An 18,245-nucleotide genomic window follows, 5' to 3' on the forward strand; every position below is an offset into this window, starting at 1 on the left:
CTGCTGCTGGAGCACCACATCGCCCGGCACCTGACCGACATGGAGGTCGTCTCCACCTACGAGGGCACCGATTCCATCCAGGCCCTGCTCGTGGGCCGGGACATCACCGGGATCTCCGCCTTCCGCTGATTCCGGTGCCTGACCTCGGCACGACCACTTCTCACCAGAACGAAGGAGTTCTCTCCATGCCCGAAGCATTCCTCATCGGCGGGGCCCGCACCCCTGTCGGGCGCTACGGCGGCGCCCTGAGCTCCGTCCGCCCGGACGACCTGGCCGCCCTCGCCGTCAAGGCCGCCGTCGAGCGGGCCGGCATCGACCCGGCCGAGGTCGACGAGGTGATCCTCGGCAACGCCAATGGCGCCGGCGAGGACAACCGCAACGTCGCCCGCATGGCCTGGCTGCTGGCCGGCTTCACCGACACCGTCCCGGGCATCACCGTCAACCGGCTCTGCGCCTCCGGGCTGTCGGCCATCATCATGGCCTCCCACATGATCAAGGCCGGCGCCGCCGACATCGTCGTCGCCGGCGGGGTGGAGTCCATGTCCCGGGCCCCCTGGGTCATGGAGAAGCCGGCCAAGGCCTACGCGAAGCCCGGGGAGGTCTTCGACACCTCCATCGGCTGGCGCTTCACCAACCCTGCCTTCCTTTCCGGGGAGCTCTCCCGCGAGGGCAAGGCCACCTACTCCATGCCCGAGACCGCCGAGGAGGTCGCCCGCGTCTACGGCACCTCCCGGGAGGACTGCGACGCCTTCGCCGTGGCCTCCCACGAGAAGGCGATCGCCGCGATCGACGCCGGGCGCTTCGCCCCGGAGATCGTGCCCGTCACGGTCACGGGCCGCAAGGGCGCCACGACAGTCGTGGACACCGACGAGGGCCCCCGCCCCGGCACCTCCCTGGACGCCCTGGCGGGTCTGCGCCCGGTCGTCCGGGGCGGGTCCGTGGTCACGGCCGGCAACGCCTCGACCCTCAACGACGGCGCCTCGGCGATCGTCGTCGCCTCCGAAGCCGCGGTGGAGAAGTACGGGCTGGCACCCCGGGCCCGCATCCTCGACGGCGCCACGGCCGGTGTCGCCCAGGAGATCATGGGCATCGGCCCGATCCCGGCCACCCGCAAGGTCCTCGAGCGCACGGGCCTGACGGTCGGCGACCTCGCCTCCGTGGAGCTCAACGAGGCCTTCGCCAGCCAGTCGCTGGCCTGCGTGCGCGAGCTGGGGCTCGACCCCGAGATCGTGAACAACGACGGCGGGGCCATCGCCCTGGGCCACCCGCTGGGCTCCTCCGGCTCCCGCCTGGTGGTCACCCTGCTCGGACGCCTCGAGCGCGAGGCCGCCTCCGGCCGCCGGCTCGGGCTGGCCACCATGTGCGTGGGCGTGGGCCAGGGCACCGCGATGCTCGTGGAGGGACTCTGATGACCGGCCCCGCCGAGACCCCGGCGACGCCGTCCTCGGTGGACAGTTCACCGCACTGCGGCCGGTGGAGCGCGAGGACCGCCTGCACGTGGTCCTGGACCGCCCGGCCGGCCGCACACCCGCACATCGACGAGCTCGCCCAGGCCGTGCTCGTCGAGTTCCCGGCCGAGGTCGACCGCGGGCAGGCCTTCCTCGACGGGAAGAAGACGTGATGAGCAGCTCCGTGCTGCCCACAGGGCTCCCCGCGAAGGTCGGCGTCCTCGGCGGAGGCCGGATGGGCGCGGGCATCGCCCACGCGTTCCTGGTCAACGGCTCCGACGTCGTGGTCGTCGAGCGCGACGACGCCTCCGCACAGGCGGCCCGCGAGCGGGCCGAATCCTCCGCCGCGACGTCCATCGAGCGCGGCGCGGCCGAGGGCGACCTCGACGAGATCGTCTCCCGCCTGACCGTCTCGGTGGACCACGCGGACCTCGGCGACCGCCGGCTGGTGGTGGAGGCCGTGCCGGAGGACCGGGACCTGAAGGTCGCCTCGCTGCGCGGGGTCGAGGAGCGGCTGGCGCCCGGTGCCGTGCTGGCCTCGAACACGTCCTCGCTGTCCGTGTCCGGGTTGGCCGACGAGCTGGCGCGGCCCGAGGACTTCCTCGGGCTGCACTTCTTCAACCCGATCCCGGCCTCGACCCTGATCGAGGTCGTCATCGGCCGCCGGACCCGCCCCGAGCTCGTCGAGCAGGCGAGGACCTGGGTCGAGGGGCTGGGCAAGACCGCCGTCGTCGTCAACGACGCCCCCGGCTTCGCCAGCTCCCGGCTGGGCGTGGGCATCGCGCTCGAGGCCATGCGCATGGTCGAGGAGGGTGTGGCGAGCGCCGAGGACATCGACAACGCCATGGTCCTGGGCTACAAGCACCCCACCGGCCCGCTGCGGACCACCGACATCGTGGGCCTGGACGTGCGCCTGCGCATCGCCGAGTACCTGCACGAGACCCTGGGCGAGCGCTTCGCGCCGCCGCGGGTCCTGCGCGAGAAGGTCACCCGCGGCGAGCTCGGCCGCAAGACCGGCCAGGGCTTCTTCGACTGGAGCTGACGGACCCCGGACGTGGAGAGGCCGGACGGGGAATCGGTCCTCGTCCGCCCTCTCCGCGTCCGCCCGCCGGAACGGGGGCCGGCTCAGCGGTTCGCGCCCGCCTGCTCCCCGGCAGGGCGCTCGACGGAGCGGCGCACCACGGTGAGGTAGAGCCGGTGGGCGGTGACGACGACGGCCAGCCATCCCGCTCCCAGGAACCAGGCGGCCAGGACGTCGGTGAACCAGTGGTGGCCCAGGAAGACCCTGCTGAGCCCGATGGTCAGGGCGAACGTCGCGGCCGCGGCCACGACCAGGGCCCGGGTGCGTCCGGAGTGCCCGCGCAGCATCAGCAGGTAGGCCACGACCCCGGCGATCACGAGGGCGTTGAGGGTGTGCCCGGACGGGAAGGACGGGGAGTACTCATAGGGCGGGACCGCCTCCGCCAGGGGCGGGCGGGCCCGCCCGGTCAGGTCCTTGCCCGCGACGGTCATCAGCAGGGACCCCGCCCCCGCGGCGGTGATGAGGATGACCGGGGTCCACGACCGCCGCCGCACGGCCAGGACCACCATGATCGTGACGGCCAGCACGGGCATGCCGATCACCCCGCCGACGTCGGTCCAGGCGGTGGCCGCGGTGTCCAGCCACGGCGACCGCAGGCTCGCCATGGCCTGCAGCAGCGGACGGTCCAGCCGGGCGACCCCGTCGGCCTCCGTGACGGCCTCGTAGGTCTCCGAGGCCAACCAGGTGGTGGTGGCGGCGACCGCCGCGCCCCCGGTCAGGACCAGGACGAGGGCAAGGTAGGGGCCCAGCGCGCGGCTGATCCGGTGGACCAGGTCGACCAGCCACCGCCCCAGGGCCGACGGCCAGCGGGTGAGGTCCCGGTCCCCCAGGAAGCGGTCCTCCTGCAGCTCGTCAGCGGCCCCCTCCGGGGTGCGGCGGTGACGGTCGTCGAGCGGGTCGGGCACCTCGGCTCTCCCTCCGGCAGAACACGCCGGCGCCCGGTTCCGGCGGGCAGCAGCTCGTGGCCGGCCCGCCGGCGCAGGCGGGCCGGCCCTGAGCCTACTCCCGGGACGGCTCAGCCGTCCCGCCCGGGCCAGGGGGTGCGTGGCCGGAACGGCGAGCACGAAATCCTCCCGCCCCCGGTCCCCGCCTCCGCGGCGACCACCACGTCGCGCACGTGATCGGCGTCCGCGAGGATCGTCCGCGCCGGTTCCAGCAGGGCGGTGCCGTCATCACGGAACGCCCCGGATCACGAGCCGGACACGAGCCGGCGACGATCCGGCACCACCCCTTGGCCGCCCGCCCGACCGGTGCTTACGGTCAGGTGCCGGCCCGGCCGCGGACTAACTAGCCGGGAGGCACGCAGATCCAGGGAGGCCATCATGAGCGAGCAGCACACCTCGGTCGTCGGACCCGTGGCCGGCGACGGCGACCGCCGGGCACAGGTACACCGGGCGGTCGCCGCCCTCAATGCCCACGACCCCGCAGAGTTCGCCGCCACCTACAGCGCGGACGCCGTCGTCCACACCCCGGCCTCCCCGGAACCGCTGCGCGGCCGGGACGCCGTCGAGCGGGACACCCGGCAGTGGATCACGGCCATGCCCGACATGACCATGGAGGTCGAGGAGGTGCTGGTCGACGGCAGCACGGCGGTGGCGCGGCTGCTCTTCGTCGGCACCCACACCGGACCGCTGTCCCTGCCGTCCGGGGAGGTCCCCCCGACCGGTCGCCGGGTGTCCGTCCCCATGGCCGTGGTCAGCCGTCAGGGCGGGAACGGCACCACCGAGGTGGAGCACCGCTACCTGGACATGCTGGGCCTGGCCCAGCAGCTGGGCCTCGGCTGAGGCCGGGGCTCGCACCGGCTCCTCGACCGTCCGCCGGCGGAGCCGGACACGCTCCCCCGGGCGGTCGCGCCGCACAGTAGAGTCGGAACCATGGGGGACGTGCTCTACGAGTGGATGACCGCCGGCCAGGCCGGGGACGCGCTCGACGACTACCTGGCCGAGCGCGAGGCCGCCCTGCTCCGACTGCGCACCATCCTGTCCGACCACGGGGTGGACCCGACGGAGATGCTCGACGGTTCCGTCTACTCCGTGTCCCCGCTCTGGGCGTGGATCAGCGCCCGGGCGGCCGAGCTCGGCGTCTCACCGCACACGCTCGCCGAGGACCCGACCCGCGGTTCCTGGCCCAGCTGGGCACGGCACGGCAAGCTGGTGGATCCGCACCCGCCGGCCGAGACCCTGGCCCTGGTCGACGGCTTCGCCTCCTACCTCGGCGTGATCCTCTCGACCGCCGCCCCGGAGGCGGTCTGGCAGGTCGGCGAGCACGTCATCGCCGACCACCCGCTGCTCAACTACCCGGTGCTCGCCACCGAGCACCACCACCTCTTCCCGCCGGCCATCCCGCTCTACAGCGTCTACCAGTCCGCCCACGGCCGGGCGCCGATGACCGGGACCGAGATGCTGGCCCACACCCGCAGGACCATCGAGGCGCTGCACGGACGGGGCCCGGAGACCGCCGCCATCGAGGAACCGCTGGTGACCGTGGTCGCCGAGATCGACTGCTTCGACGTCGGCCTGCGCGAGGACATCCCGGTCCGGCATCCGGCGGTGGTCGAGGAGCTGATCGACGCGCTGTGCGACCGCGACGGCGTCGAGTCGGTCCACCGCTACGGGCCCGCCGCCCTGGTCGTCGACGTCCACGGCTGGGACGAGCTGCGCCTGAAGCTGTGGTGCACCCTGTGGCTGCAGCGGCACCTCCCGCGCTGAGACCTCTCCGCGGCGGCCTCGTCCACCGCTCGCGTCCCGCCTAAGGTGGAGACATCGCTCCGCCCCCGGAGCCCACGGGCGCCGGGGCCGCCCCGTGCCGTACCCACAGGACCCTGCCATGCCGTTCACCCACTACCGCCGGATGACCACCCGGGAGGCCGCCGCCGCCCTCGAGGAGTTCCTCGCCGAACGCCCTGCCGCCCTGACCCGTCTGCACGCGGAGCTCACCGCCCACGGGGTGGACCTGGAGCCGATGTTCGACGGCACCCCGGAGTCCCTGACCCGGCTGTGGCGCTGGATCGCCGGCCGGCGCGCGGAGCTCACGGGCGCCTCCGCGGAGACCGCACCCGCCGTGCCCCGCGAGCACTGGCCGTCCTGGGCCCGGCACGCCGTGACCGGTGCCCGCGTCCCGTCGCCGACGATGCTCGTCCTGGTGGACGGTCTCGTGTCCTACCTCGCCGTGGTCGTCATCACCGGCGCCCCGACCGCCCAGTGGGGCCTGGGCTCGCCGGAGGACCCTCAGCACCACCTCCACCACCACCCGGTCCTCACCGGCCGGGGTCACCAGGTCTTCGTCCCGACCCTGCCGATGGGCGGGGTGCTGCGCCTCAAGCGCGGGGAGAAGTCGTTGCACGAGACCGAGCTGGAGCAGTACGCGCAGGGGGTCGTCGCCGATCTGCGCACAGGCCCGGAGGCGCTGCTCGCCCCCCGGGACTCGCCCGTGGTGGTCGTCGCCGAGCCCGCGTCCTTCGACGTCGGCGTGCACGCGGTCATCGCCGACCGCAGTTCCGCCCTGGTCGACCTCATGGCCCAGCAGCTCGCCGGCCAGCGCGGGGTCGTCTCGGTCCACCGACGCGGTCCGGACGCACTGCAGGTCGAGGCCCCGCACTGGCACGCCGACGAGCTGGAGCGGTGGCTGAACGGCTGGATGAAGGCCCACGGGCCGTTCGTCCGCTGACCTCGGACGTGACCCCGGAACGACGGAAGCCCCGCCGCCGACAGGCTGGTCTCTCGACTCCTGTCGGCGACGGGGCTTCCGTCCGCGGCCCGTGTCCGGCCGCCACTGTGCGCGAGGGGGGACTTGAACCCCCACCCTCTAATACGAGGACTAGCACCTCAAGCTAGCGCGTCTGCCTATTCCGCCACCCGCGCCGGTGGATCCAGGTCGATCACCGCACCGTTTCCGGCCGCTCTCCCTGAACGCAACAGAAAATAAGTTACCACATGCGCGCCCGCGGTTCACATCCGCCCCCGCGCCGGAGCGCCCCCGGTCGCCGCGAGCCGAATCCATGAAAACCCGTCGGTAAGGGCGTCGCCGACTTCCGCCGGACGCCGTCATGCGGTTCAATGGTTGCTGAGCGTCCCCCGGATTCTCCAGCTGACCTGGGACGATGCTCGCTCGAGAGCCGGGTCCGGGCTGCCGGGACGCCCCCGCCCCCGTCGGCGACGCGTGCTCTCGAGGCGGCCGGGGACCCCCCTCACCTGCGCCGGCGGCGGCCACCACCGCCCCCTGCCCCGCGGGTCCACGGTGGCCGCCGCCTCCGCCGCCGGCCGTTCCCCCGTGTCACTGCACGGAGCGGTAGACCTCCACCGTGCGCTCGGCGATGGACTCCCACGCGAAGTGCTCCTCGGCGCGCCGGCGACCGGCGGCGCCCATCTCCCGGGCACGCCGCGGATCGGAGACCACCTCGGTCAGAGCGTCCGCGAAGTCGGTCACGAACCTCTCGGGGTCCAGGGGCGTCCCCGTGCCGTCCTGGGTCTGCTCGATGGGGACCAGCCGCCCGGTCTCGCCGTCGACGACGACCTCGGGGATCCCGCCCGTGGCGGAGGCCACCACAGCGGTGCCGCAGGCCATGGCCTCCAGGTTGACGATCCCGAGCGGCTCGTAGACGGACGGGCAGGCGAACGCTGTGGCGCCGGAGAGGATCTGCACGATCTCGCGGCGCGGCAGCATCTTCTCGATGAGCACCACCCCGGACCGGGTGGCCCTCAGCTCGTCGATGAGGGCGTTGACCTCGGCGCCGAGTTCCGGGGTGTCGGCGGCACCGGCGCACAGCACGAGCTGCACGTCCTCGGGCAGACGGGCCGCCGCCCGCAGCAGGAACGGCACGCCCTTCTGCCGGGTGACGCGGCCGACGAAGGCCACGGAGGGCTTGGCGGGGTCGATGCCGTAGGACTCGAGTACGTCGGTCCCCTCGTCGCGGACCCACTGGCTGACGTCGATGCCGTTGTGCACGGTCCGGACCCGGTCGGGGTCGACCTCCGGGTAGGACCGCAGGATGTCCTGGCGCATGCCGTCGGACACGGCGATGATCGCCGCCGCCGCCTCGTAGGCGGTCTTCTCCACGAAGGAGGACACCGCGTACCCGCCGCCGAGCTGCTCGGCCTTCCACGGGCGCAGGGGCTCGAGGGAGTGCGCGGAGAGCACGTGCGGGATCCCGTGCATCAGCGACGCGAGGTGCCCGGCCATGTTGGCGTACCAGGTGTGGGAGTGCACCACGTCCGCGCCGGCGATGTCGCCGACCATGGCCAGGTCCACCCCCAGCGTCTGGATCGCGGCGTTCGCACCGGCCAGTTCCGCGGGCACGGGATAGGCCTGCACCTCGACCCCGTTGACCCGCGGCTCGCGCGGCGCACCGAAGCACCGCACCCTCAGGTCGACCAGCGGGGCCAGGACCCGCGAGAGCTCGGACACGTGGACTCCGGCGCCGCCGTAGATCTCGGGCGGGAACTCCTTGGACAAGATATCGACTCGCACGGTTCCGAGCGTACTGCAGGATCGGTCCCCAGCCACGGGAATTCCGCCGCCGCGGACCTGTCGGGTCGCCCCGGGTGACACATCGAGACTCCTGTGCGGCGGGTCACTCCCCTTCGCGGCTGTTAAGACACAATGAAGGCGCCTGTCGAGTGGTTCCGCACCGCGAGGCGGAGTTGTTGCGCCCGATTGCCGAAGATGTCAGAGAGGTTCCCATGCCCCACCGTAAGAAGGTACTCGCGATCGTCCTGGCCGGAGGCGAGGGCAAGCGCCTGATGCCGCTCACCGAGGACCGTGCCAAGCCCGCGGTGCCGTTCGCCGGCGGCTACCGGCTGATCGACTTCGCGCTGTCCAACATCGTGAACTCGGGCTATCTCCAGGTCGTGGTGCTCACCCAGTACAAGTCGCACTCCCTCGACCAGCACGTGTCCCAGACCTGGCGCCTGTCCACCCAGCTCGGCAACTACGTGGCCACCGTCCCCGCGCAGCAGCGCCGGGGCAAGGAGTGGTTCCTGGGCTCGGCCAACGCGATCTTCCAGTCGATGAACCTCATCGACGACGCGAAGCCGGACATCGTCGTGGTGGTCGGGGCCGACCACGTGTATCGGATGGACTTCTCGGCGATGGTGGACTTCCACATCGAGTCGGGCGCCCGGGCCACCGTGGCCGGTGTGCGCCAGCCGATGGAGATGGTGACGTCCTTCGGCGTGATCGAGACGGACCCCGCGGACGTCTCGAAGATCACCCGCTTCGTGGAGAAGCCCCAGAGCACCGCCCCCCTCCCGGACGACCCCAACGCCTTCCTCGCCTCGATGGGCAACTACGTCTTCGACACCGACGCACTGGTCGAGGCGCTGCGGGCCGACGAGACGAAGGAGGGCACGAGCCACGACATGGGCGGCGACATCATGCCCTGGTTCGCCGACCGCGGAGAGGCGGCCGTCTACGACTTCACGCACAACGACGTCCCCGGCTCCACGGACCGCGACCGGCAGTACTGGCGGGACGTCGGCACGCTGGACTCGTACTACGACTCCCACATGGACCTGATCCGGCCCCTGCCGGTCTTCAACCTGTACAACTACGCGTGGCCGCTCTACACGCACGAGATCCAGGCGCCGCCGGCCAAGCTGGTCCGCGGCCCCCGGGGCGAGGGCGGCATCGCCACCGACTCCATCCTCTCCCGCGGCGTCCTCGTCACCGGCGGGCGGGTCTCCGAGTCGATCCTCTCGCCGAAGGTCCTGGTGCACAACGACTCCACCGTCAATCAGTCCATCCTGCTGCCCAACGTGGAGGTGGGCGAGGGCGCGGTGGTGGAGCGGTGCATCCTCGACAAGAACGTGGTGGTGCCGCCCGGAGTGAAGGTCGGCGTGGATCCGGAGCAGGACCGGGCCCGGGGCCTGACCGTGACCCCGTCCGGCCTGACGGTCGCCCCGAAGAACTTCCGCTTCGAGAGCTGACCGCTCCGGCCTCCGACGGCCTCCGGCGGCGTCGCCGCACCACGTCCGCCGTGGTGCGGCGACGCCGTCTGGCCCTGACCACGTCACATCCGGGGGGCCGAGAACACCGGGGCCGCACACTTCCGGGGACGCGGCCCGCGCCTCCGAGGCAGAAGGAGGGACAGGAATCGACCCCCGCCCGGGTGCCCGGATCCACCGGAACGATGTCGCCCCAGGTCAGGGGCTCTGTATCCTCCATCGACAGCACGGGGGACAGCGCGGATCCGGGGCACATCTGCCTACATGCAATCTCATGTGATTTCCCTACGGTGAGAACTGATCCAGAACACCGTCTCTCACCCCTCGGAGATCACCGTGAACACTTCCCTCCGCCGAGCCCTGCTCGTCGCCCCGACCGCCTCCGCCCTGACGTTCTGCGGCTTCACCGGTGCTCTTGCCACCGGTCCGGGCCCCGAGCCCGGACAGCAGATCGCACCGGCCTCCGTCACCGCAGCACCGGCCCCGTGGACGACGACGGCTGCCGGCAACGCCGGACACGGGAACAGTGGCCAGGGCAACGGCACCCAGGGCAGCGCCGGCCAGGGCTCCAACGGCCAGGGCCCCGACGGGAACAGCAACGACAGCGCCATCCCCGGCAGCGGCACCCAGGGCAACGGCGGCCAAGGCTCCGACGGCACCACCCCCGGCAACGGCCACAACGGCAACGGCACCCAGGGCAACGGCGGCCAAGGCTCCGACGGCACCACCCCCGGCAACGGCCACAACGGCAACGGCGGCCAAGGCTCCGACGGCACCACCCCCGGCAACGGCCACGAGGGCTCCGACGGACCGGGCACCGACGACCACGGCACCGGCGGGCATGGTTCAGAAGGTGCCACGCCCGGCAGCGGCACCGACGTGCCGGTGTCTGCGCCCCTCCCGCCGGACCGGGATGCCGACCCTGCACCGGCCCCCGTCGTCCCGGCGCCGGCCCCCGCGTCTCCCGGCCTCGAGGGCTCCGCCCCCCGGGTGCAGAGGCCGGTGCACCCGGTCGTCCCGGCGGACGCGAACCTGCTGCCGGCCGGCTCCGTCAGTGCCCACGTGGTCCTGCCGGAGCACCAGGAGACCACCGAGGGCCGGCCCTCGGCCGCCCCGGGCGTCCCGGCCGCGGCCACCGCCTCCACGAGCTCACCGGCGACCGATCCCGCGCTGTCCGCCTCCGACCCCGTCGGGACGGCCGCGGCGATGCCGGGCTCCCTGGCCTACACGGGCGTCCCCGGCAGCGCGCTGCCGGCGGGTGGGCTCGGCGCGCTGCTCCTCGTGCTGGGCGCGGCCCTGCGCCGCAGGCGGGCCTGAGGCGGCACCGTGCCGTCGAGCTCGGACACCGCCCTCCACGGTCCGGACGCACGCGTCCGGCCCCCACGCCTCCGGGCAGCGGGAGGACGTCGCCGCACCGCAGGGCCGGTCGTGCTGATGGCCCTGGGGCTGGCGCTGCTGCTCGTCCCCGTGTGGCACCTGTGGGGGACGGACCTCGTGGCGGCACGGGCCCAGGAACGGGCGGTGGTCCGGATGAGCGACCGGCTCGAGCAGGCGGGCCCCGCCCCCCGGACGGAGCCCGGCGGCGCCGGCGCAGGGACGCCCCCGGTGACGGCACGGCCACCGCACGGGCAGCTGATCGGCCTCGTCTACGTCCCGCGGTTCGGCGACGACTACGCCCGGCCCGTGGCGGAGGGAACGGACCCCGGCGTGCTCGACACCCTGGGACTGGGGCACTACCCGTCCACCGCGATGCCGGGCGAACCCGGCAACTTCGCGATCGCCGGCCACCGGCAGTCCAACGGGAAGGCGCTCGACCTGGTGCACACCCTCCGGCCGGGCGACCGCATCCACGTGCGCACGGCCGAGGCCTACTACACGTACTCCTACCGGAGCGGCGAGGTGGTGGCCCCGGACGAGACACGCGTCCTGGCCCCCGCTGCCGGCGCCGGGAGCCGGATCCTCACGCTCACCACGTGCCACCCGCGCTGGGGAGCCACCGAGCGTTTCGTCGGCCGCGCCGAGCTGACGTCCTGGCGCCCGGCGTCGGCCGGCCCTCCGGCCGAGATCGCCGCGGCGGTGGCCGGGGGCCGGGGCTGAGGGGCGCTCGTCGGTCGCCGCGTCAGGCGGTCTGGGTGACCTCCACCGTGACCTCCAGCCCCGAGGTGCCCCCGCCGCCGGTGACCATGCCCTTCAACGGGGTGACGTCGGTGTAGTCGCGACCGCGGGCCACGGTGACGTGGAAGTCGGTGAGCTGCGTGTGGTTGGTCGGGTCGTAGGCGTACCAGCGGTCGTTCCACCACTCGACCCACGCGTGGGACTCCCCCGGCACGGTCGTGCCGATCCCCGCCTCGTAGTCCGGGTGCAGGTACCCCGAGACGTAGCGGGCGGGGATGCCGATGTGCCGCATCATGCCCAGGGCCACGTGCGCGAGGTCCTGGCACACGCCCTTGGCCTCCCGCCAGGCGGCCTCCGCATCGGTGTGGACGCCCGTGACCCCCGGCACGTACTGCATGTGGCCCGCGATGCGGGCGAAGATCGCCGCGGCCGCGGCGGCCGGGTCGGCGGAGTCGCGGCGGATCCCGTCGGCGACTCCCTCGAGCTCGGGCCCGAGCCGGGTGAGCGGGGTCTGCGGCACGAAGTCGGAGACCGCGTCCAGCACCTCGGGGGTCGCCAGCTCCTCCCAGCTGAGTCCGTCCGCGACCTCGTCCCCCGGGTTCCGGTGCACCTCCACGGTGGCGGAGGAGCGCACCTCCAGGTGCCGGTGCCGGCCCTGGATGTCGAAGGCCGCGACCCGGGTGCCCCAGTAGTCCCGGTAGTTGCTGACCGTCGCGATCCCCGGGCTCAGCGTGAGCTCCGCCTCGAGCACGATCTGCTCGTCGTCGGACAGGGGCGTCATGCGGGCCTCGTTGTAGGACTTCGAGACGTTGTCGTTGTAGTCGTAGCGGGTGACGTGATCGATCTTGAGCCGGGTCACAGCATGCCTCCGAACCAGGACGCCTCCACGGCGTGCGAGAAGTACTTGGAGCTCACGGCCTCGGACGCCTCGGCGCAGGCGGCCTGGACGTTGTTCAGGTGCTCGGGAAGCACCGCGATGAGGTCCAGGGCGTGGTGGAACTCCAGGGATGTGCGGGCCTCGCCGATGATGCGGCGGGCGTCGTCCTTGAACCCCACCCGCTGCAGCCCGGGCTCCAGGCCCACGAGGATCTCCTCGGCCGTGGTGAGGGCGTGCAGGATGGAGCGCGGGAAGAGCCGGTCGAGGAGCAGGAACTCGGTGGCGGACTCGTCGCTGAACGTGCCGTAGCGGGTGCGCAGGAAGGCCTCGTAGCCGCCGGCGCAGTGCAGGATGGAGACCCAGGACATGCCGGAGGTGGACGTCGAGCGGGTCCACAGCAGCCGGGACGTCATGTCGGCACGCTCGATCGCCGCCCCCAGGGACAGGAACATCCAGGACTCGTCGTGGGACATCGTCATCTGGATCTGCCCGCGCACGGTCGCCATGCGCTCGATCGTCCAGTGGCAGACCCGGAAGGTGCCGACGACGTCGCGGCGGTGCTGGCCCAGACCGTAGTAGGTGGAGTTGAGGGACTCCCACATGGCCGAGGAGACGGTCTCCCGGGCCCGGCGGGCGTTCTCGCGGGCGGCGTGCAGGGAGCCCGAGATGGACGTCAGGCAGTCCTTGTTCCAGGCGAGCTCGTGGATCATCGAGCGGACGCTGTAGTCGCCGTCCTCCGGGTCCACCCCCATGACGGCCATGATGCGGCGCACCTCGGCCTCCTGCTCGCCGACGGGCAGCTGGGTGATGCGCTCCAGGTGGACGTCGAGGATCCGGGCCACGCCGTCGGCCCGTTCCACGTAGCGGCCGATCCAGAACAGGGACTCGGCAATACGGCTCAGCATGTGGGGCCCTCTCCGGTGCGGGGCGTCGCGGTGGCGGACGCCGGGGTGGTCTCGGTCGTGGGTGCGGTGGCCGCTCCGGCGGCGCCCGGCCGCGCGGCGGCCTGCTGCTGTTGTTGCTGCTGCCCGGTGTCGTTCTCGTCCTGCCAGGACGAGGAGACCGGCCAGGTGTGCACCGAGGAGTCGACGTCGGGCGCCGGGGCCTGACCGGGGTCGAGGTCCTGGGTCTGCGGCTGGCCGAGCACCCAGGTGTCCTTCGAGCCGCCGCCCTGCGAGGAGTTGACGATCAGGGAGCCCTTCTGCATGGCCACGCGGGTCAGGCCTCCGGGCAGCACGTAGACCTCGTCGCCGCTGTTGACCGCGAAGGGCCGCAGGTCCACGTGCCGGGGGCTGAACTCCCCGTCCGCGAACGTGGGCACGGTGGAGAGCTGGAGCACCGGCTGGGCGATCCACCCGCGCGGATCGGCGCGCACCTTCTGCCGCAGCTCCTCCAGCTCCTCGGCGGTGGCCTGGGGCCCGATCACCAGTCCCTTGCCCCCGGAGCCGTCCACCGGCTTGACCACCAGCTCGTCCAGGTGCTCCAGGACGTAGGCCCGGGCCTCGTCCTCCTCCAGCCGGTAGGTGTCCACGTTGGGCAGCACCGGTTCCTCGTCGAGGTAGTACCGGATGAGGTCCGGCACGTAGGAGTAGGTGAGCTTGTCGTCGGCCACGCCGTTGCCGATCGCGTTGGCGATGGTCACGTTCCCGGCCCGGGCCGCGTTGACCAGCCCCGAGCAGCCCAGCGCGGAGTCCGAGCGGAAGTGCAGCGGGTCCACGAACTCGTCGTCGATCCGCTTGTAGATCACGTCCACGCGCTGCTCGCCGTCGGTGGTCCGCATGTAGACCTTGTCGCCGCGGACCACGAGGTCCCGGCCCTCCACGAGCTCCACCCCCATGAGCCCGGCCAGCAGGGTGTGCTCGAAGTAGGCGGAGTTGAACACCCCCGGGGTCAGGACCACCACTGTGGGGTCCTCCGCCGCCTCGGGGGCCGTGGCCCGCAGCGCCTTGTAGAGGTGCCGGGGATAGGCCTCGACGGCGCGGATCGGCTGGGACATGAACGCCTCCGGCAGGCCCTTGGTCATGGCCCGCCGGTTCTCGATCACGTAGGAGACCCCGGAGGGCACCCGCACGTTGTCCTCCAGGACCCGGAACACGCCCTCCTGGTCGCGGATCACGTCGATGCCGGCCACGTGGATCCGCACGCCCCCCGCCGGCCGGAAGCCCCACACGGCGCGGTGGAAGTGGGCGGAGGAGGTGATGAGCGCCTTCGGCACGATCCCGTCGGCCACCACCCGCTGCTCCCCGTAGACGTCGTCGAGGAAGCACTCCAGGGCGCGCACCCGCTGCTTGACGCCGCGCTCGATGACGTCCCACTCGCCGGCGGTGATCACGCGCGGGACGATGTCCAGCGGGAAGGGCCGCTCCTCCCCCGCGAAGTCGAAGGTCACCCCCCGGTCCAGGAAGGACCGGGCCATGGAGTCGGCGCGGGTGTTGACGTCGCTGAGGGACAGATCGTCCAGGACCCCGCCGACCTGGTCGTAGCCGGGCCTCACCCGCTGGTCGGCCGTGAACATCTCGTCGTAGGCCGCCGCCACGGCCATGTCGCTGGCGTAGTTCTCGAACAGGTCGGACATGTCGGGCGATCACGTGCCTTTCGGGGTCGTGGCGGGCAGTACGTGCAGTATGGGCGCGCCGTATTTCGCAGCGGTAACCCGGGTGCCGAGGTCCCTCCCGATTGTGCCACGGGCCGTGCGCCGGGCCCGGGGAGGACGTGCCCCTACGATGGGAGGGCGTGTCCGCCCCGAGGCGGGCCCGCCGCCGCGCCCCCGGCGCGGCCGACCCGACGAAAGGACACGATGGACTCCCCGGACCCGCAGCGCCGTGTCACGGTGGTCGTGGCCACCCGCAACCGCCGGGAGGAGCTCCTGGCCAACCTGGACCGGCACGAGGGGCCCGTCGTCGTCGTGGACAACGCCTCCACGGACGGCTCCGCGGACGCGGTGCGCGCCGCCCACCCCCGTGCGCAGGTGGTGGAGCTGCCCCGCAACGTGGGCGCCGTGGCCCGGACGGTCGGCGTGCGGCTCGCCCGCACCCCGTACGTGGCCTTCGCCGACGACGACTCGTGGTGGGCGCCCGGCGCGCTCGCGCGCGCCGCGGCCGTCCTCGACGCCCATCCCCGGCTCGGCCTGATCGCCGGGTCCATCGCCGTGGGCCCCGAGGAGCGCCCGGACCCGCTCAACGCCGTGCTGGCCGCCTCCCCTCTCGGCATCCTCCCGGGGTCCCCCGGCCCCGCGCTCCTCGGCTTCGTGGCCTGCGGGGCGATCGTGCGCCGTTCGGCGTTCCTGGCGGCGGGCGCGTTCGACGACGTCGTCCGCTTCCCCGGCGAGGAGGAACGCCTGGCCCTGGACCTCTTCGACGCCGGCTGGCGCCTGTCCTACGTCCCGGAGGTCCACGCCCACCACCACCCCTCGCCGCGGCGGGGTACGGACGACCACCGGCAGGCGGGTCTGGTCCGCAGCCACCTGCTCACCGCGCTCCTGCGCCGGCCCCTGCGGGTCGTGGCCCGCGAGGCCCTGGCCGCCGCGTGCGGCGGCCGCCCGGGACGCCGTGGGCTGCTCGGCGCCCTGCCGCGCGTGCCGGCCGCGCTGCGCGCCCGGCGCCGGGTGTCCCCGACCACGGAGGCCGCGCTCGCCCTGCTGCACGGCCCCGGCCACCCCGTCCCACCCGAGGAGAACCCGTGACCGAACCCGTTCCCGACCCCGACGCCCGTCCCGACGACCGCGTGGCGGTCGTGATGATCACCCACAACCGCCGTGACGAGGCCCTCCTGGCCCTGTCCCGGCTGCGGGAGCTCCCCGAACGACCGCACGTGGTGGTCGTCGACAACGGCTCCGAGGACGGCACCGCGGACGCCATCCGCGCGCAGCACCCCTGGGCGGAGCTCGTGGCGAGCCCCGTCAACCTCGGCGCCGTGGGCCGCAACGTGGCGCTCGAGCGCGTGCACTCGCCGTTCGTGGCCTTCTGCGACGACGACACCTGGTGGCAGCCGGGCGCCCTGCGCCGGGCCTCGGACGCGCTGGAGGCCCACCCGCGGCTGGGCGTGGTCACGGGCCGCATCCTGGTGGAGCCGGGCTCCCGGGAGGACCCGATCAACCAGGAGCTGCTGCACTCGCCCGTCGAGGGCCCCGCGTGGCTGCCCGGCCCCGCCCTGGGCAGCTTCCTGGCGGGGGCCTCCGTGGTCCGGCGCACGGCGTTCCTCGAGGTGGGCGGGTTCAGCGAGCGGCTGTGGCTCGGCGGCGAGGAGGAGCTGCTGGCCGCGGACCTGGCCACCGCCGGCTGGGAGCTCGTGCACCTGCCCGACGTCGTGGTCCACCACCAGGCCTCCACGGTGCGGGATCCGCACCTGCGGCGCCGCCACGGACTGCGCAACACCCTGTGGTTCATCTGGCTGCGCCGGCCCCTGCGCGCGGCCCTGCGCCGGACCCGCGACGTGGTCGGCGCCGCCCCGCGGGACCGGGTCACGGCCCTGGCCCTGGTCGACGCCCTGCGCGGCGCCCCCTGGGTGCTGCGCGAGCGGCGGACCCTGCCCCAGCACGTCGAGCGCCGGTTCCTCGCGCTGGAGGAGTCACAGCGCGGCAGCGCCGCGCGCCGCTACGTCAGCTGAGCGACCGGCCCGCGGAACCGGCCGGGGCGGTCAGCGGGCGCGCTGGGCGGGCTGCGGGAGACCTGCGCTGTCCCGGAACCACTCGACGGTGCGCTCCAGCCCCTCCGTCCACGGGACCTGCGGGGCCCAGCCCAGGACCTCGGTCGCGAGCGAGGTGTCGGGCCGGCGGACCATGGGGTCGTCGACGGGTCGCTCGACGAACTCCAGCTCCGATGCGGAGCCGGTCGCCGCGATGACGTCCCGGGCGATCTGCAGCACGGACAGCTCGTGCGGGTTGCCGATGTTCATGGGGCCGCCGTGGCCGCTGTCCACCAGGGCGAGGATGCCGCGGACGAGGTCGGAGACGTAGCACACGGAGCGGGTCTGGGTGCCGTCCCCGGCCACCGTGAGGGGCTCCCCCGCCAGGGCCTGACGGATGAACGTGGGGATCGCCCGCCCGTCGAAGGGACGCATCCGGGGGCCGAAGGTGTTGAAGATCCGCACGACGGCCGTGTCCACCCCGTGCTCGGCGCGGTAGGCCACGGTGAGCGCCTCGGCGAAGCGCTTGGCCTCGTCGTAGACCCCCCGGGGACCCACCGGGTTGACGTGGCCCCAGTAGCTCTCGGGCTGCGGGTGCACCTGCGGGTCGCCGTAGACCTCGGACGTGGACGCCAGCACGAAGCGCGCACCCTTGTCCTTGGCCAGGCCCAGGGCGTGGTGGGTGCCGATCGAGCCGACCTTCAGGGTGTGGATGGGCAGCTTGAGGTAGTCGATCGGGGACGCCGGGGACGCGAAGTGCAGCACGAGGTCCACGTCCCCCGGCACGTGCACGTAGTCGGTGACGTCGCACTGGACGAGCCGGAAGCCGGGATCGCCCACGAGGTGCTCGATGTTGGCGGCGGAGCCGGTGAGGAAGTTGTCCAGGCACACGACCTCCACCTCACGGCGGCGCAGCTCGGTGCAGAGGTGGCTGCCGAGGAAGCCGGTCCCGCCGGTCACGACGGCGCGGCGGATCGGGCGGGCGGCGCCCGCAGCGGGGGGCGCGGTCGGGGTGGCGTTCACGGTGCTCCTCGGGGTCGCAGGACTGGGGTGGACGGACGGACTGGGGCGGACGGACGGACAGTAGAGGACGGGTGTCGGAGAAGAAGGGGTCGGCGGACGGGAGGGCGGCTCCCGGCGGACCGTGCCGGGGCGCCCGC

17 protein-coding genes, 1 tRNA gene and 1 pseudogene are annotated in these 18,245 nt (G+C 73.3%); 12 read left to right on the forward strand and 7 right to left on the reverse strand.

What is annotated here, in order from left to right:
- The 4 genes and pseudogenes from QYM41_RS05265 to QYM41_RS05280 form a co-directional block, all read left to right on the forward strand.
- A pseudogene (locus QYM41_RS05265) lies at positions 1 to 129 on the forward strand (acyl-CoA dehydrogenase family protein); the annotation flags it as partial.
- A gap of 56 nt (positions 130 to 185) precedes the next feature.
- Positions 186 to 1,409 carry an acetyl-CoA C-acyltransferase gene (locus QYM41_RS05270; protein ID WP_368798705.1) on the forward strand — a complete coding sequence of 408 codons (1,224 nt, stop codon included), beginning with the start codon at positions 186 to 188 and terminating at the stop codon, positions 1,407 to 1,409.
- Positions 1,409 to 1,621 carry a hypothetical protein gene (locus QYM41_RS05275; RefSeq protein WP_368798706.1) on the forward strand — a complete coding sequence of 71 codons (213 nt, stop codon included), beginning with the start codon at positions 1,409 to 1,411 and terminating at the stop codon, positions 1,619 to 1,621. Before QYM41_RS05270 ends, QYM41_RS05275 begins: the two co-directional genes overlap by 1 nt.
- On the forward strand, positions 1,621 to 2,490 hold the full coding sequence (locus tag QYM41_RS05280; protein ID WP_368798707.1) for a 3-hydroxyacyl-CoA dehydrogenase family protein: 870 nt from the start codon (positions 1,621 to 1,623) through the stop codon (positions 2,488 to 2,490). The genes QYM41_RS05275 and QYM41_RS05280 overlap by 1 nt, the downstream gene beginning before the upstream one ends.
- Before the next feature lie 83 nt (positions 2,491 to 2,573).
- Here QYM41_RS05280 and QYM41_RS05285 read toward each other — a convergent pair whose 3' ends face one another.
- A complete protein-coding gene (locus QYM41_RS05285) occupies positions 2,574 to 3,434 on the reverse strand; it encodes a phosphatase PAP2 family protein (RefSeq protein ID WP_368798708.1) in 861 nt (286 codons plus the stop codon).
- Positions 3,435 to 3,851: 417 nt separating this feature from the next.
- Between QYM41_RS05285 and QYM41_RS05290 the strand changes: the two genes are divergently transcribed.
- The 3 genes from QYM41_RS05290 to QYM41_RS05300 all read left to right on the forward strand — a co-directional run bounded on the left by QYM41_RS05290 (position 3,852) and on the right by QYM41_RS05300 (position 6,195).
- On the forward strand, positions 3,852 to 4,313 hold the full coding sequence (locus QYM41_RS05290; RefSeq protein WP_368798709.1) for an ester cyclase: 462 nt from the start codon (positions 3,852 to 3,854) through the stop codon (positions 4,311 to 4,313).
- A 90-nt stretch (positions 4,314 to 4,403) separates the two neighbouring features.
- On the forward strand, positions 4,404 to 5,237 hold the full coding sequence (locus tag QYM41_RS05295) for a hypothetical protein (RefSeq protein WP_368798710.1): 834 nt from the start codon (positions 4,404 to 4,406) through the stop codon (positions 5,235 to 5,237).
- A 118-nt stretch (positions 5,238 to 5,355) separates the two neighbouring features.
- The gene (locus QYM41_RS05300) at positions 5,356 to 6,195 is read left to right on the forward strand and encodes a hypothetical protein (RefSeq protein WP_368798711.1); all 840 of its coding nucleotides are present in this window, start codon (positions 5,356 to 5,358) and stop codon (positions 6,193 to 6,195) included.
- Between the two features lie 108 nt (positions 6,196 to 6,303).
- Here QYM41_RS05300 and QYM41_RS05305 read toward each other — a convergent pair.
- Both QYM41_RS05305 and glgA read right to left on the reverse strand, forming a co-directional pair.
- A tRNA-Leu gene (locus QYM41_RS05305) sits at positions 6,304 to 6,389 on the reverse strand.
- A gap of 412 nt (positions 6,390 to 6,801) precedes the next feature.
- Positions 6,802 to 7,995 (reverse strand): glycogen synthase, encoded by a 1,194-nt coding sequence (gene glgA, locus QYM41_RS05310; protein WP_368798712.1) that lies wholly within the window; start codon positions 7,993 to 7,995, stop codon positions 6,802 to 6,804.
- A gap of 212 nt (positions 7,996 to 8,207) precedes the next feature.
- On the opposite strand from glgA, the gene glgC reads away from it, so the two are divergent.
- From glgC to QYM41_RS05325, 3 genes are all read left to right on the forward strand, one after another.
- Positions 8,208 to 9,452: a glucose-1-phosphate adenylyltransferase gene (glgC, locus tag QYM41_RS05315; RefSeq protein ID WP_368798713.1), complete on the forward strand. Its 1,245-nt coding sequence runs from the start codon at positions 8,208 to 8,210 to the stop codon at positions 9,450 to 9,452.
- Between the two features lie 354 nt (positions 9,453 to 9,806).
- Entirely contained in the window at positions 9,807 to 10,787 is a 981-nt protein-coding gene (locus tag QYM41_RS05320; RefSeq protein ID WP_368798714.1) for a hypothetical protein, read from the forward strand.
- Between the two features lie 117 nt (positions 10,788 to 10,904).
- Positions 10,905 to 11,567, forward strand: coding sequence for a class E sortase (locus QYM41_RS05325; RefSeq protein WP_368798922.1), 663 nt, complete (start codon positions 10,905 to 10,907; stop codon positions 11,565 to 11,567).
- A gap of 22 nt (positions 11,568 to 11,589) precedes the next feature.
- Here the strand turns inward: QYM41_RS05325 and QYM41_RS05330 are convergent, their stop codons facing one another.
- From QYM41_RS05330 to QYM41_RS05340, 3 genes are read right to left on the reverse strand one after another with little or no spacing between them, the layout of a single operon-like run.
- Positions 11,590 to 12,444 (reverse strand): transglutaminase family protein, encoded by an 855-nt coding sequence (locus QYM41_RS05330; protein WP_368798715.1) that lies wholly within the window; start codon positions 12,442 to 12,444, stop codon positions 11,590 to 11,592.
- The gene (locus QYM41_RS05335; protein WP_368798716.1) at positions 12,441 to 13,367 is read right to left on the reverse strand and encodes an alpha-E domain-containing protein; all 927 of its coding nucleotides are present in this window, start codon (positions 13,365 to 13,367) and stop codon (positions 12,441 to 12,443) included. The genes QYM41_RS05330 and QYM41_RS05335 overlap by 4 nt, the downstream gene beginning before the upstream one ends.
- On the reverse strand, positions 13,361 to 15,037 hold the full coding sequence (locus tag QYM41_RS05340; RefSeq protein ID WP_368798717.1) for a circularly permuted type 2 ATP-grasp protein: 1,677 nt from the start codon (positions 15,035 to 15,037) through the stop codon (positions 13,361 to 13,363). The genes QYM41_RS05335 and QYM41_RS05340 overlap by 7 nt, the downstream gene beginning before the upstream one ends.
- Positions 15,038 to 15,259: 222 nt before the next feature.
- On the opposite strand from QYM41_RS05340, the gene QYM41_RS05345 reads away from it, so the two are divergent.
- Positions 15,260 to 16,144: a glycosyltransferase family 2 protein gene (locus tag QYM41_RS05345; RefSeq protein ID WP_368798718.1), complete on the forward strand. Its 885-nt coding sequence runs from the start codon at positions 15,260 to 15,262 to the stop codon at positions 16,142 to 16,144.
- A complete protein-coding gene (locus QYM41_RS05350; protein WP_368798719.1) occupies positions 16,141 to 17,067 on the forward strand; it encodes a glycosyltransferase family 2 protein in 927 nt (308 codons plus the stop codon). The genes QYM41_RS05345 and QYM41_RS05350 overlap by 4 nt, the downstream gene beginning before the upstream one ends.
- A gap of 30 nt (positions 17,068 to 17,097) precedes the next feature.
- On the opposite strand, the gene QYM41_RS05355 is transcribed toward QYM41_RS05350, so the two are convergent.
- The gene (locus QYM41_RS05355; protein ID WP_368798720.1) at positions 17,098 to 18,108 is read right to left on the reverse strand and encodes a UDP-glucuronic acid decarboxylase family protein; all 1,011 of its coding nucleotides are present in this window, start codon (positions 18,106 to 18,108) and stop codon (positions 17,098 to 17,100) included.
- Between the last annotated feature and the right edge of the window lie 137 nt (positions 18,109 to 18,245).

This window comes from Kocuria oxytropis (assembly GCF_040981195.1).
GTDB classification, from domain to species: domain Bacteria; phylum Actinomycetota; class Actinomycetes; order Actinomycetales; family Micrococcaceae; genus Kocuria; species Kocuria oxytropis.